Source organism: Dokdonia sp. Asnod2-E02, assembly GCF_045063915.1.
Classification (GTDB): Bacteria; Bacteroidota; Bacteroidia; order Flavobacteriales; family Flavobacteriaceae; genus Dokdonia.
The window spans coordinates 2,052,046-2,065,372 of sequence record NZ_JBEFNX010000005.1 but is presented as its reverse complement, the minus strand read 5'-3'; the positions used below and the strand labels follow the sequence as shown (position 1 = coordinate 2,065,372).

At 38.9% G+C, this 13,327-nt stretch carries 12 protein-coding genes; 3 read left to right on the top strand and 9 right to left on the bottom strand.

Going from position 1 to position 13,327, the window contains the following annotated elements:
- The first annotated feature begins 4 nt into the window (after window positions 1-4).
- Window positions 5-670, top strand: a complete 666-nt coding sequence (locus ACJJVM_RS09390) for a DNA-binding response regulator (RefSeq protein ID WP_298348982.1) — start codon at window positions 5-7, stop codon at window positions 668-670.
- A gap of 402 nt (window positions 671-1,072) precedes the next feature.
- Here ACJJVM_RS09390 and odhB read toward each other — a convergent pair whose 3' ends face one another.
- Complete coding sequence (gene odhB / locus ACJJVM_RS09385; protein ID WP_035334745.1) at window positions 1,073-2,323, bottom strand: 2-oxoglutarate dehydrogenase complex dihydrolipoyllysine-residue succinyltransferase; 1,251 nt, start codon at window positions 2,321-2,323, stop codon at window positions 1,073-1,075.
- Between the two features lie 69 nt (window positions 2,324-2,392).
- The gene (locus tag ACJJVM_RS09380; RefSeq protein WP_405211517.1) at window positions 2,393-5,140 is read right to left on the bottom strand and encodes a 2-oxoglutarate dehydrogenase E1 component; all 2,748 of its coding nucleotides are present in this window, start codon (window positions 5,138-5,140) and stop codon (window positions 2,393-2,395) included.
- 111 nt (window positions 5,141-5,251) lie between these two features.
- Between ACJJVM_RS09380 and ACJJVM_RS09375 the strand changes: the two genes are divergently transcribed.
- Window positions 5,252-5,791 (top strand): alpha-ketoglutarate decarboxylase, encoded by a 540-nt coding sequence (locus ACJJVM_RS09375; protein ID WP_405211516.1) that lies wholly within the window; start codon window positions 5,252-5,254, stop codon window positions 5,789-5,791.
- 60 nt (window positions 5,792-5,851) lie between these two features.
- Window positions 5,852-6,703, top strand: a complete 852-nt coding sequence (locus ACJJVM_RS09370) for a hypothetical protein (protein ID WP_405211515.1) — start codon at window positions 5,852-5,854, stop codon at window positions 6,701-6,703.
- A 6-nt stretch (window positions 6,704-6,709) separates the two neighbouring features.
- On the opposite strand, the gene ACJJVM_RS09365 is transcribed toward ACJJVM_RS09370, so the two are convergent.
- The 7 genes from ACJJVM_RS09365 to hflX all read right to left on the bottom strand — a co-directional run bounded on the left by ACJJVM_RS09365 (window position 6,710) and on the right by hflX (window position 13,297).
- The gene (locus tag ACJJVM_RS09365; RefSeq protein WP_405211514.1) at window positions 6,710-7,000 is read right to left on the bottom strand and encodes a YciI-like protein; all 291 of its coding nucleotides are present in this window, start codon (window positions 6,998-7,000) and stop codon (window positions 6,710-6,712) included.
- Window positions 7,001-9,124, bottom strand: coding sequence for a methylmalonyl-CoA mutase (gene scpA, locus ACJJVM_RS09360; protein ID WP_405211513.1), 2,124 nt, complete (start codon window positions 9,122-9,124; stop codon window positions 7,001-7,003). It lies immediately after the preceding gene.
- The gene (locus tag ACJJVM_RS09355) at window positions 9,117-9,710 is read right to left on the bottom strand and encodes a hypothetical protein (RefSeq protein ID WP_405211512.1); all 594 of its coding nucleotides are present in this window, start codon (window positions 9,708-9,710) and stop codon (window positions 9,117-9,119) included. Before ACJJVM_RS09355 ends, scpA begins: the two co-directional genes overlap by 8 nt.
- A 2-nt stretch (window positions 9,711-9,712) precedes the next feature.
- Complete coding sequence (locus ACJJVM_RS09350; RefSeq protein ID WP_405211511.1) at window positions 9,713-11,068, bottom strand: methylmalonyl-CoA mutase subunit beta; 1,356 nt, start codon at window positions 11,066-11,068, stop codon at window positions 9,713-9,715.
- Entirely contained in the window at window positions 11,058-11,348 is a 291-nt protein-coding gene (locus ACJJVM_RS09345) for a septum formation initiator family protein (RefSeq protein WP_316930951.1), read from the bottom strand. The genes ACJJVM_RS09350 and ACJJVM_RS09345 overlap by 11 nt, the downstream gene beginning before the upstream one ends.
- 63 nt (window positions 11,349-11,411) lie before the next feature.
- Window positions 11,412-12,020 (bottom strand): uridine kinase, encoded by a 609-nt coding sequence (gene udk, locus ACJJVM_RS09340; RefSeq protein WP_035325822.1) that lies wholly within the window; start codon window positions 12,018-12,020, stop codon window positions 11,412-11,414.
- A 50-nt stretch (window positions 12,021-12,070) separates the two neighbouring features.
- Window positions 12,071-13,297 carry a GTPase HflX gene (gene hflX, locus ACJJVM_RS09335; RefSeq protein ID WP_035325824.1) on the bottom strand — a complete coding sequence of 409 codons (1,227 nt, stop codon included), beginning with the start codon at window positions 13,295-13,297 and terminating at the stop codon, window positions 12,071-12,073.
- Between the last annotated feature and the right edge of the window lie 30 nt (window positions 13,298-13,327).

The window sequence follows — 13,327 nt, the reverse complement described above, 5'->3', positions numbered from 1 at the left end:
TACAATGTTTAAAAAAATTCTAGCGGCCGAGGATATAGACAACATAAAACTAGGTGTCTCTTCTATTCTTAAACAGCTCAAAATACCAGAAGTCGTACACGTGGAGTACTGTGATGAAGCTTTTTTAGAGTTTAAAATGGCCATACAAGACAACGCTCCCTTTGACCTTTTAATTACAGACCTCTCCTTTAAAGAATCTCATCGCAAAGAACGTCTTACCTCTGGAGAACACCTTTTTAAAGCATTAAAAGAGGTAGACCCGTCCATTAAGGTAATCGTCTACTCTATGGAAGATCACCCACAACGTTTTGACAGCCTCTGGAAGTCTGGCTTGCTAGATGGTTATGTTTGTAAAGATAGACGAGGACTAGAAAATCTTAAGGAAGCCATAGAGCAGGTCGCAAAAGGTGAGAAATACATCTCTCAACACCTTGCAGATAATGTAAAACAAAAAAACCTGGTAGAACTCAATAACTACGATATTGAGTTATTAAGTCTTCTCGCAGATGGGGCTACACAAGACGAAATACAACATCACTTTAAGTCTAAGAATATGAAACCTTACAGCCGCAGTAGTATCGAGAAGCGACTGCGTGAGTTGCGCACTGAGTTTGGTGCAAAAACTACCATACACCTCATACGTTTGCTAGCAGACTTGCGCCTGATTTAAAAAAAGTTTGAAAAAAATCATAAAAAAACGCTCAAATAAAGGAAATCCGTAAAATTTTACCCTAATACCATCTTATCTTTGGTACTCCCCCATAGCTTTTTTCATAAGAGGGTTATTATTCAAGATTTTGATGATATTTGAAAACAAGCTATTTTAAAACTCTCATTTCTCATAATGAGAGTTTTTATCTTTATGATTACGCAAACCTAAGCTTTCCCCCAACTGAAAAGCACTCATTAAATTTTTTTAATGAGTGTTTTTTTTTGCACAACTATGGACCTCATCTAAAAAGACTTACATACTTTGATTATTAATACTATGGAAACCGCTTTCGCGAAAGCGTAAAAAAGAAAAGCCAACTTATTACAAGTTGGCTTTCATATATTATTATATCCTAATGATTTACATCTCTAGGGCTTTCTTGATATCTCCATCCATTAGAATGTTAATAGGATCTTCTAGTGCTTCTTTTACTGCCACTAAGAATCCTACTGACTCTTTACCATCGATAATTCTGTGATCATAAGATAATGCTACAAACATTATAGGTGCGATTACAATCTCACCATCTTTTACGATAGGGCGCTCTACAATATTGTGCATTCCTAAGATACCAGATTGAGGTGGGTTTATGATAGGTGTAGATAACATAGATCCAAATACACCTCCATTTGAGATTGTAAAGGTTCCTCCTGTCATCTCATCTACAGTAATTTTACCATCTCTAGCTCTTATTGCAAGACGTTTTACCTCGCTCTCAACCCCTCTAAAAGAAAGGTTTTCTGCATTTCTAATAACTGGCACCATAAGTCCTTTAGGACCTGATACAGCAATTGAGATATCTTTATAATCAAAAGTAAGCATCTCCTTACCATCTATCATACTGTTTACAGCAGGATACATCTCAAGAGCCCTTACTACTGCTAATGTAAAGAAAGACATAAAACCTAGACCTACACCGTGCTTTGCCTTAAAGTCCTCTTTGTATTGCTTACGCAAGTCAAATATAGGCTGCATATTTACCTCGTTAAAGGTAGTAAGCATTGCTGTTGTGTTTTTTGCTTCTACTAGACGCTCTGCAACTTTACGACGTAACATAGATAACTTAGTACGTGAGTCACCTCTAGAACCTGGTCCTGGAGTTCCCATAGAAGGTGTTGCTTTTACAGCATCTTCTTTAGTCACGCGACCAGCTCTACCTGTACCCGTAACCTGGCTAGCAGTCATTCCTTTTTCATCAAGAATTTTTCTTGCTGCTGGGCTTGGAGTTCCAGATGCGTATGTCTTTTCAGTTTCGGCAGGAGCTTTTTCTCCCGTGTTAGGAGTTGCTGCCTGCTCTTTTTTAAGGTTTTCTTCTACTTTACCGTCTCCACCACCTTCATCTCCACCTTCATAGGTATCTGTAGCTGGCGCCTCTGCAGCAGTATCAATAAGGCACACAACTGCACCTACCTCAACAGCATCACCTTCTTCTGCTTTAAGTGTAATGACTCCACTCATCTCTGCTGGAAGCTCGAGGGTTGCTTTATCACTGTCTACCTCGGCAATGGCCTGGTCTTTTTCTACATAATCGCCGTCTTCAACGAGCCATTGTGCGATTTCAACTTCTGTGATGGATTCTCCCGGTGAAGGGACTTTCATTTCTAAAACCATAATGTTTCTGGTTACGCCAGTGTTACTCAACTTACTTAGATGAAGGACGCTGGCGGCTATTAATTGTTACTATTTTACAGGCGCTTCAAAAACGCTATCTATTACTTTTTTGTGTCTTGCTTTTGATCTTGTACTACTTCCCGCAGCTGGAGATGCATAAACACGTCGCGATGCTACTCTAAGTTTTACTTGATCAAAATTCATAAGCATATAACCCCAAGCTCCCATATTTCGAGGCTCTTCTTGTGCCCAGACATAATCTGTTACATTAGGATAAGTTGCTATAATATCTTCTAACTGCTTTTGTGGCAGCGGGAATAATTGTTCTATACGTACAAGGGCTACATCATCACGGCCATTTTCCTTACGACGCTCTAAGAGGTCATAATAAAATTTTCCTGTACAGAATACAAGTGATGTAACTTTCTTCTTATCTACCTCAGTGTCATCAAGAACTTCTTGAAAAGAGCCTGTGGTGAGTTCCTGTTTAGTACTCACTACAAGAGGGTGCCTTAATAATGATTTAGGTGTAAAAACTACAAGCGGCTTTCTAAAATTCCACTTCATCTGGCGACGTAGTAGGTGAAAGAAGTTTGCTGGCGTTGTTACATCTGCCATTATGAGGTTATCTGTAGCACAAAGCTGTAGGTAACGTTCCATACGTGCACTAGAGTGCTCAGAACCTTGACCTTCATACCCGTGAGGTAATAACATCACAAGTCCATTTTGTGTTTTCCACTTAGACTCTGCAGCGCTTATGTATTGGTCTAACATTATCTGTGCACCATTTGAAAAATCTCCAAATTGAGCCTCCCAGATAGTAAGTGTCTTAGGAGCAGCCATCGCATACCCGTAGTCAAAACCTACGACTCCATACTCAGAAAGTAGTGAGTTATAGATATCCATCTTACCAGCTACATCTAGACGATTGTGTAGATTAATCTCTTCTACATCATCTTCTGTTTTGATAATGGCGTGACGGTGAGAGAATGTTCCTCTCTCTACATCTTGTCCAGATATACGCACATTAAATCCTTCTTCCATAAGAGAACCGTAAGCAAGAAGCTCACCCATTCCCCAGTCTAATTGATTCTTTTCTGTATACTGCTTATTTCTATCTGCAACAATACGCTGTATCTTGCGTATGAACTTTTTATCTTCTGGCAACTTAGTAATACCATCTGCTATAACATCTAGCTTACTTATATCATAGGTAGTATCTACAGGAGTAAGAATATCTTCTCTACTTCCTATCTCATACCCTTCCCAGTCATCTGCAAGAATCTCGGTAATTACCGTTTTATCTCTCTTACGAGATTCTTCAAGATCTTCTTCAAGATCATCTTTATATTCTTTTTCGAGCTGCTTTACGTATCCCTTTTCTATAATTCCTTCCTTAAGAAGTCTTTCTGCATAGATATCACGTGGATTTGCGTGTTTTGAGATTGCTTTATACAATAAAGGCTGTGTAAATCTAGGTTCATCACCTTCATTATGCCCATACTTTCTATAACCTAGTATGTCTATAAATACATCACGGCCAAATTGCATTCTAAAATCAAGTGCAAAGGCAAATGCGTGACATACAGACTCTACATCATCTGCATTTACGTGTAGCACTGGAGACAAGGTAACCTTACCCACATCTGTACTATAGGTAGATGATCTCGCATCAAGATAGTTTGTAGTAAAACCTACTTGGTTATTTGCTACGATATGTATAGTACCACCTGTTCGATATCCTTCTAACTGTGCCATTTGCACAATTTCATATACAATACCTTGACCAGCTACGGCAGCATCTCCGTGTATAGCAATAGGAAGGATTTTCTTCTCATCTCCTCCTAACTGATTATCAATTTTTGCACGAGACATTCCCTCTATCACTGCTCCTACAGTTTCGAGGTGCGATGGGTTAGGTGCTAGGTCCATACGTATTTTGTGTCCTTTATCGCTTTCGCGAAAGCTAGTCCACCCCATATGGTATTTTACATCTCCATCAAAAAGCTCATCCTCATCGTACTCTTTCCCGTCAAACTCAGAAAAAATTGCCTCTGGTGATTTTCCGAAGATATTTGCTAGTACATTAAGACGACCACGGTGTGCCATCCCTACTACAAACTGCTCAACACCTTTATCAGACCCTCTCTCGATAAGCGTATCAAGTCCCGGAATCATAGCGTCAAGTCCTTCTACAGAAAAACGTTTTTGCCCTACATACTTAGAGTGCAAGAAACCTTCAAAAGAAGCTGTTTGATTTAATTTTTTGAGAATATGCTTTTTTTCCTCTTTTGAAAAAGAAGGATGGTTATCATTTTTATTGAGCCAGTTCTGTATCCAAGCAATCTCTTCTGGATTACGAATGTACATATACTCAATACCTATGTGGTCACAATATATGGCCTCAAGGTGATTTACAATCTCTTGTAACGTCTTCTTCCCAATACCTAAAATTGAACCAGCTTCAAACTCTGTACTAAGATCAGACTTAGAGAGTCCAAAGTTTTCTATCTCTAGTGTAGGTGCATATTTACGACGTGCGCGTACAGGATTAGTCTTTGTAAAGAGGTGACCTCTGTTACGGTATCCGTCTATTAATTTTACTATTTGAAATTCTTTTTGAATTCCTTCAGGAATAACCACAGTCTCTCCCCCTCCATCACCAGTAACCTCTTCTGCACTTTCAAGTCCAAAGTCAAAACCTTGAAAAAAAGCGCGCCAGCTAGCTTCTACACTATCTGGGTTAAGTAAATATTGATCGTAAAGCTCAGCAAAGTAAGCGGTATGTGCGGCATTCAGAAATGAAAATCTATCCATTTGATATTTAAGTTCTGCGTCTTGCGACTTTAGAAAAGCAAAAATACGATAATTAACATTTTTGGACATATAATACCTATATTTATAACAGAGAATTAAGACACTACAGCTATGAAATGCAATTTTTTAGGGATTATACTACTTACAGGCCTCTTTTTTATAATGACAACAACAACTCAAGCGCAAGAGATTGCTACAAAACCTAAAAGTGAGTTTTGGAGCAAGGTGCGTTTTGGTGGTGGATTAGGCTTAAATTTTGGTCGAAACAATACTAACATCACAGTTGCACCAAGTGCACTGTATCAACCCAATCAATATGTCGCATTTGGCCCAGGGCTTAATTACACTTATCAAAAATTTGGAGATTTTAAAACAACACTTGTAGGGGCAAGTGCTATTGTCATTTCAAATCCGCTTGATTTCTTACAGCTATCTGGAGAGTTTGAGCAACTTCGCGTTTTTCAATCGGTTTCTGGACTACCAGACATTCCAAATTCTTGGAACACTGCACTCTTTCTGGGCGCGGGATACCGTCTCAACGTAGGAGGAAATAGCCTAGGCGCAATCGGGATACGTTACAATGTACTCTTTGACAACAATGATTCTGTTTATGCAGATGCTTGGCAACCTTTTGTGAGGGTTTATTTTTAAGGAAATATTTATAACAAGTGGTTTTTGTTAAGTTTGCTAGACATCTTATCAAGACTTACAATGACACAAAAACTTCGTTATCTACTTATATTAGTAGCATTATGCACTCTTAATTCTTGTGGTTTCTCATCAGAAACAAAAAGTCCAATTATAGAACTGAGTGACACAAATGAACCTTTTGTGGGAAAAATTGTTCTTGAAAATATTGAGGGTAATACTAAAACCGAAGTTACTTTTCATATAGATGTAAATAGTATACGTAGAGAGCAAACTCATCAAGGAGGTGAAGGCCTTCTAGGCGATAAAGCTGGTATAATTGTAAACTATGACAAGGACCAAGTTATCTTATACAGCACATCTGGAGGAGCAAAATGGACAGAATATACCATAGAAGAGTATAAAAACACACTCGCCAAAGACACCTTTCCATACGCATCTATTGTAACGCCGTATGATTACACTTATAGTTTCTTAAACGATTATACTGCTATAGTGGCAAAAGAAAATGCTCTAGAGATTGAATCTCTCCAACTCGATTATAAACTCTATAGCAATCTTAGCTTACATCAAGAAAATTTTGACACGGATGAGATTAAAGTAAAGCGAGAAATGATAGCACTCGTCTTTCCAAATATGCCAAAAGATGTACATTTTCCATTACTTTTTAAAATCTCAAAAAACACAGGAGATAACAACTTAAAAAACGAAACTAATCTATCAGAAAAGGGATGGAAAGACAAGATAACTCAAGTGCTTAATGAACTAACCACCACAGAAAACAAAGTAAAAAGTATCCAACGTGGTGAGGTACACCCTTCCTTATTTGAGTTTAAAGAGGAAGATTTTATCAAAACGCGTCCAGAGTACTTTTTCAACTCCTACAATAATGGAAGCTCTTGGGGTGATGATTAATAAAGATTACACCTCCAGCATACTTCCTAAAACCACATTCCACTTTTTGATTTCCCAAGAAGAAACAATACCGTTTTTCACATAAGGATCTTGTGCCGCAAATGTCTCAACTTGCGATTTGTCTTTTACTTGAAAGATTAGCACACCTGTTTCACCAGGACCTTCTGTAGCACCACCTAGTAGAAGACTACCCGCAGCTACAGCTGCTTTTGCAACCTCAAAATGATCTTTGCGATAGGGCGTTCTTTTCTCCAAATAATTTTCGACAAAAGTATATGTAAGGATATAATATTTCATCTAGTCCATCATAATCTCTAGAAGACCTATCGCCGCCTCACTTATTTTTGTTCCAGGCCCAAAAACTGCTGCGGCTCCAGCCTCAAATAAAAATTCATAATCTTGCTGTGGAATCACTCCTCCTACAATCACCATAATATCTGGCCTTCCTAACGACTTTAGTTCTTCAATTACTTGAGGAACTAATGTTTTGTGACCAGCAGCAAGTGATGAGACTCCTAGTATGTGCACATCATTTTCTACTGCTTGTTTTGCTGCCTCTTTAGGTGTTTGAAATAGCGGCCCTATGTCCACATCAAAACCTATATCTGCGTAGCCAGTTGCTACTACTTTGGCTCCACGGTCGTGACCGTCTTGCCCCATTTTGGCAATCATAATTCTAGGACGACGCCCGTCTTGCGTTGCAAATTGGTTTGCGAGTTGTTGCGCTTTCGCGAAAGCGGAATCTTCTTTCATCTCTTTGCTATATACACCACTAAAGGATTGTATCTGCGCTTTGTGACGCCCATAAACCTCCTCTAGTGCATCTGAAATTTCTCCTAGGGTTGCTCTTTCTCTAGCTGCTGTAACCGCAAGTGATAATAAATTACCGTTACCCTCTCTAGCTGCGTTTGTAAGCGCCTCCAAAGCTTGAGAAACTTTAGCTGAGTCTCTGTCATTTTTGATTTGATCCAGACGCTTAAGCTGGCCATCACGTACCTTTGTATTATCTACATCAAGTATATCTAGGTGCTCATCTTCTGTAGGTCTGTATTTATTTACTCCCACAATAATATCTTGACCACTATCTATGCGGGCTTGCTTTCTAGCAGCTGCCTCTTCAATACGCAATTTAGGAATACCAGCTTCTATAGCTTTAGTCATACCTCCTAGCTCCTCTACTTCTTGAATGAGCTCCCAGGCTTTATGAGCAATATCATTTGTGAGAGACTCTACATAATAACTACCCGCCCACGGGTCTACAGTCTTTGTAATATGTGTTTCTTGCTGTAAGAAAATTTGTGTGTTACGAGCGATACGCGCAGAGAAATCTGTAGGTAAGGCAATGGCCTCATCTAGTGCGTTTGTGTGCAAACTCTGCGTCCCTCCAAAAGCCGCTGCTGCAGCCTCAATAGTTGTGCGCGCAACGTTATTAAAAGGATCTTGCTCTGTAAGACTCCAGCCACTAGTCTGGCAGTGCGTTCTTAAGGCAAGAGACTTAGGATTTTTAGGATTAAATTGTTTTACAATTTTTGCCCAAAGCATACGTGCCGCACGCATTTTGGCAACTTCCATAAAATGATTCATCCCTATTGCCCAAAAGAAAGATAATCTTGGCGCAAAGCTGTCTATATCCATCCCGGCAGCAAGCCCAGTTTTTATATACTCCAACCCATCTGCTAGGGTGTATGCGAGTTCTATATCACAAGTTGCTCCAGCTTCTTGCATATGATATCCAGAGATTGAGATACTATTAAATTTAGGCATCTCCTTTGCTGTATATTCAAAGATATCTGAGATAATTCTCATAGATGGTGTAGGAGGATATATGTACGTGTTACGCACCATAAATTCCTTAAGAATATCATTTTGGATTGTACCCGAAAGTAGTGCCGTATCTACTCCTTGCTCTTGTGCTGCGACTATATAAAATGCCATAATAGGCAATACAGCACCATTCATAGTCATAGAGACAGACATCTTATCTAGCGGTATCTGGTCAAAAAGGATTTTCATATCCTCTACCGAGTCTATCGCCACACCTGCCTTACCTACATCTCCTACTACGCGCTCGTGATCACTATCATAACCACGGTGTGTTGCGAGATCAAAAGCTACCGAGAGTCCCTTTTGGCCTGCAGCAAGGTTTCTACGATAGAATGCATTACTATCCTCTGCAGTTGAGAAACCTGCATACTGGCGTATCGTCCAAGGCCTTCTTACGTACATCGTACTGTAAGGCCCGCGTAAGTTAGGCGCCATACCGGCCACAAAATCTAAGTGCTCTAAATCTTGAACATCTTTTGGAGTATAGGTAGATTTTACATCTATCTTTTCGGCAGTGGTTTTTAAAACTACATCTTGCTGAGAACTACTTTTTACTTGAGCCCCAAGGGTGATATGTTGTACGTCTCTTCTACTCATTACTTTCTTGCGCTACTTGCGCTACTGGCGCAAGATGTTGATAAAATGCATCTAGTGCCACATAGAGCGCAGTGACTCTTTGATCTTTTGCTTGTCTCCCAAAATTACGCATACGTGAGTTGAACAATTTTGGGTTCATAGTATTAGTCTCTACAAGGGCATTTATAGTGGTAGACAGATCTTTATCTTCCATATTATTTATAACACACTGCACTGCAGGATGCTTATAATTGAGATTACTAGTACCTCCATCTTCAAGCAAAATATTGCGAGCCAGTAATTCTTTATAAATAGCAATGGAGTGACTTGTTGCAACCCTATCAAACTCTGCTGTACCCGTAAAACCTACATACAAGTAGCGACCGTAAGCACTGTTTAAAATTTTTGCCTCTGGATCATATGCTTCTGTAATATCTTGTTCAAATTGATATAGCGCCTCGTTAAGCAACGAGCTATCTTCATCACCACAGGTAGTTATACTTTCTTTTTCTGAATGTTGTAGTGCAAGTTCTTTCTTGTTGTCACAAGACATTAAGCTTACAGACAAAAGGAGAATCACTACTACTAGTTGATTTATTTTTATCATATCTACTCAGTTTTAAGACGCTCTTTTTCGACAGTTTCTGCGAGACGTCTCATTATTATAGGTTCGATTATTGTTTTACGTGGGTTTATTTTTACAAAAGGATATAACTCAAGATTATTCTTCATCTTATCATCTTGATTAGGATGCTTGTTAGTTCCTAATAAAGTAATGACCCCCTCATCAAAAAGCTGCTGCTCTCTAGTTGCGCTTTCTTTAATCTTGCGCTGTACGGTTCCGTCTTTGAGTTGTTTTAACAAACCACCATTACGCTCTATATCCTTAAACAGCGTAAGTGCTTTTTCCGCTAGCTGATGAGTGAGCTCCTCAACATAGTAAGATCCATCTGCAGCATTTTGCACAGCGTCAAAATAGCTTTCTTCTTTAAGCACTATTAACTGATTACGAGATATGCGCTGTCCAAAATCATTTGTTTTATGATACAACGCATCGTAAGGCATATTTACCACCCAGTCTGCTCCTCCTAAAACTGCGCTCATACACTCTGTAGTGGTACGCAACATATTAGTATTATAGTCGTAAATAGTTTTATTTCTACGGCTGGGGTGCGCTACGATTTTAATTGCTGTGTCTTGATAAGAAAAAGCACTTAAAACAGTTTGTGCTAATTCTCTTAATGCTCTAAGCTTTGCAATTTCAAAAAAGTAATTTGTACCTACACTTACCTCTACAACTACTTCCTCCAGTTTAAGATTTTCTTGCTCGCAAAAGTTTAAATACTCAGCCAGCTGTGCCATACCGTATGCCAGTTGCTGCACCATAGTTGCCCCAGCATTCTGATAAAGTGTAGTGTCTATTGTAAATGATGACGTTGCTTCTTGTATAACTTCTTTAAAGTCTTGATGATCCTTATTGAGGTTTGTAAACCAGTTACCATCTAAAGCAAGATGGTTAATGATATCTAGCTTAACTACGAGCTCATACTTACCACTATATCGATATAGCTCCTTGTAAAATTGTGCGTCTTTAAATGACAGATCAAAATACAGAGGCACCGAGGCATCACTAAGCGTTGTAAATAACGCAGCTATATCAAAAGGTTTATTGGCTTGAAAATAAACAGCTTCTACACCATTTGCTATAGCACTATTTGCCGTCTCTGCAGACTGTACTGCTTGATTTATAAAAATTTTCTCTCCTATAAACCACTGCTTAGGTAATGGTATTGCCGGTGTTTTTTTTACCTCATCTTTATGGTAAAAAGGACGTACGTGTATACCCTCTAAGCTCTGCCAGACAAGCGTCTCATTATAATCTGCACCCTTAAGATCAAACTGTATTTTCTGTTTGTATGCTTTTGCAGATACTGGATCAAATTCTGAAAATAAATTAGTCTTCATTTTCCTGTTTTAAACTATCTTGATATTCAATAATGTAAATCTCCTCGTTATCCTTTTTCATAAGGTATTCTTCACGAGCAAACCGCTCTAAACCTGCGCTATCTTTGAGCTGTAGTATTTGAGCATTATCCTTTGAAATTTCGTTTTTAAAATAATCACGGTTACCCTTTAACTTATCTCGCTCTTGGTTAAGTTCCCTATGTAATAGGTATGAACTCCCGTCAAAAAACAGCATCCAGATTAAGAAAATGATGGTAATGAGTAAATATTTATTACTCAATACTCTAAACCATTTTTTTTGCCTCAGCTCTTTGACACCCATTGTAGTAAATATAGTAAAACCTTAATTTAAACGTTCGTTTATAATGCTTCGTACAATATCTACAGCAACAGTATTATACCTGTTATTTGGTATAATAATATCTGCAAATTCTTTAGTAGGCTCAATAAATTGCTGGTGCATAGGCTTAAGCGTGGTTTGATACCTATTAAGCACTTCATCTAGATCTCTACCGCGCTCTGCAATATCTCTCTTGAGACGACGTATTAATCGCTCATCACTATCTGCGTGTACAAAAACCTTGATATCAAATAGATTTCTAATAGCAGGATCTGTAAGTATAAGGATACCCTCCACCACCATTACATTAGTAGGCGTGGTAAGCACCGTTTCTTCTGTACGGTTATGTGCAACAAATGAATATACTGGTTGTAATATGTTCCTTCCTTCTTTAAGTTCTTTGAGATGTTGACACAGCAATGGAAAATCTATCGCATTAGGGTGATCAAAGTTTACTTTCTTTCTTTCCTCCATAGAGAGGCTAGAAAGATCTTTATAATATGAGTCTTGGGAGATAACCGTTACCTGTCCTTCTGGAAGGTCTGAAACTATCTGATCTACTACGGTAGTTTTTCCACTACCGGTACCTCCACCTATACCTATTATGAGCATAATTGTAATTGTGTTGTTTTAAGTACGCTTTCGCGAAAGCGTTATTCTTTTTATTCCTCTTCTTGTCCGTATTGATCTATATACTCTGGGTATAAAAACTCATTATATGGAAAACGTGTTACGTGTATCTCTCTCACGCGCTCGTACACCTTCTTTCTAAAGGAATCAAAGTTGTTTTTATTAAGCGCCGAAATGAATATCGCATCGCCATTAGTGCGTGACATCCAGGTCTCCTTCCACTCATCTAGTGAGTAGTGAGCACCGGTGCGCTCTACCATAAGGTCATCATCATCATAAGCCTCTGCCTTATATGCATCAATTTTATTAAAGACCATAAGCGTGGGTTTATCCATACTTTTTATCTCATCAAGAATCTTATTTACGGCATTAATGTGATCTTCAAACTGTGGGTGTGAGATATCTACCACGTGCAATAATAAGTCTGCCTCGCGCACCTCATCTAGCGTACTCTTAAAAGAGTCTACTAGTTGTGTAGGCAACTTTCTTATAAACCCAACGGTGTCTGATAGTAAGAATGGTAAATTACCTATTACCACCTTACGCACAGTAGTATCAAGGGTTGCAAAGAGTTTATTTTCGGCAAACACCTTACTCTTGCTTATCACATTCATAAGAGTACTTTTACCCACATTTGTATATCCTACAAGGGCTACTCTCACCAGTGCACCACGGTTACCACGTTGTGTAGACATTTGCTTGTCTATGGTTTTCATTTTCTTTTTGAGCAGGGTGATGCGGTCACGTACGATACGTCTATCCGTCTCAATTTCTGTCTCTCCAGGACCACGCATACCTATACCTCCACGCTGGCGCTCAAGGTGTGTCCATAAACCTACTAGACGTGGTAAGAGATACTCATACTGGGCAAGTTCTACCTGCGTACGTGCATAACTAGTTTGTGCTCGTTGTGCAAAAATATCTAGTATGAGATATGTACGATCTACAATCTTACACTTAAGTAGTGCCTCAATGTTACGCTGCTGTCCCGGTGTAAGCTCGTCGTCAAAAATGACTGTACCTACATCGTGCTGCTCTACATAAGCCGCTACATCTTCCATCTTACCTGTACCTATAAAAGTTTTAGGGTTAGGACGTTCTAATTTTTGACTAAAACGCTTGAGAACCTCTGCTCCTGCCGTGTAGGCCAGAAACTCGAGCTCATCAAGGTATTCTGTCATTTTTTCGTGCGTTTGTTTTTGGGTTACAAGCCCTACAAGAATGCACTTTTCATATTCTATTTTTTCAACTTCCAGCATATTTACAAAGGTAGCAAATGGATTGCAGTC

Coding starts and splice junctions, on each gene's coding strand:
- ACJJVM_RS09390 (WP_298348982.1), top strand. CDS start 5: ATGTTTAAAAAAATTCTAGCGGCCGAGGATATAGACAACATAAAACTA.
- odhB (WP_035334745.1), bottom strand. CDS start 2,323: ATGGTTTTAGAAATGAAAGTCCCTTCACCGGGAGAATCCATCACAGAA.
- ACJJVM_RS09380 (WP_405211517.1), bottom strand. CDS start 5,140: ATGGATAGATTTTCATTTCTGAATGCCGCACATACCGCTTACTTTGCT.
- ACJJVM_RS09375 (WP_405211516.1), top strand. CDS start 5,252: ATGAAATGCAATTTTTTAGGGATTATACTACTTACAGGCCTCTTTTTT.
- ACJJVM_RS09370 (WP_405211515.1), top strand. CDS start 5,852: ATGACACAAAAACTTCGTTATCTACTTATATTAGTAGCATTATGCACT.
- ACJJVM_RS09365 (WP_405211514.1), bottom strand. CDS start 7,000: ATGAAATATTATATCCTTACATATACTTTTGTCGAAAATTATTTGGAG.
- scpA (WP_405211513.1), bottom strand. CDS start 9,124: ATGAGTAGAAGAGACGTACAACATATCACCCTTGGGGCTCAAGTAAAA.
- ACJJVM_RS09355 (WP_405211512.1), bottom strand. CDS start 9,710: ATGATAAAAATAAATCAACTAGTAGTAGTGATTCTCCTTTTGTCTGTA.
- ACJJVM_RS09350 (WP_405211511.1), bottom strand. CDS start 11,068: ATGAAGACTAATTTATTTTCAGAATTTGATCCAGTATCTGCAAAAGCA.
- udk (WP_035325822.1), bottom strand. CDS start 12,020: ATGCTCATAATAGGTATAGGTGGAGGTACCGGTAGTGGAAAAACTACC.
- hflX (WP_035325824.1), bottom strand. CDS start 13,297: ATGCTGGAAGTTGAAAAAATAGAATATGAAAAGTGCATTCTTGTAGGG.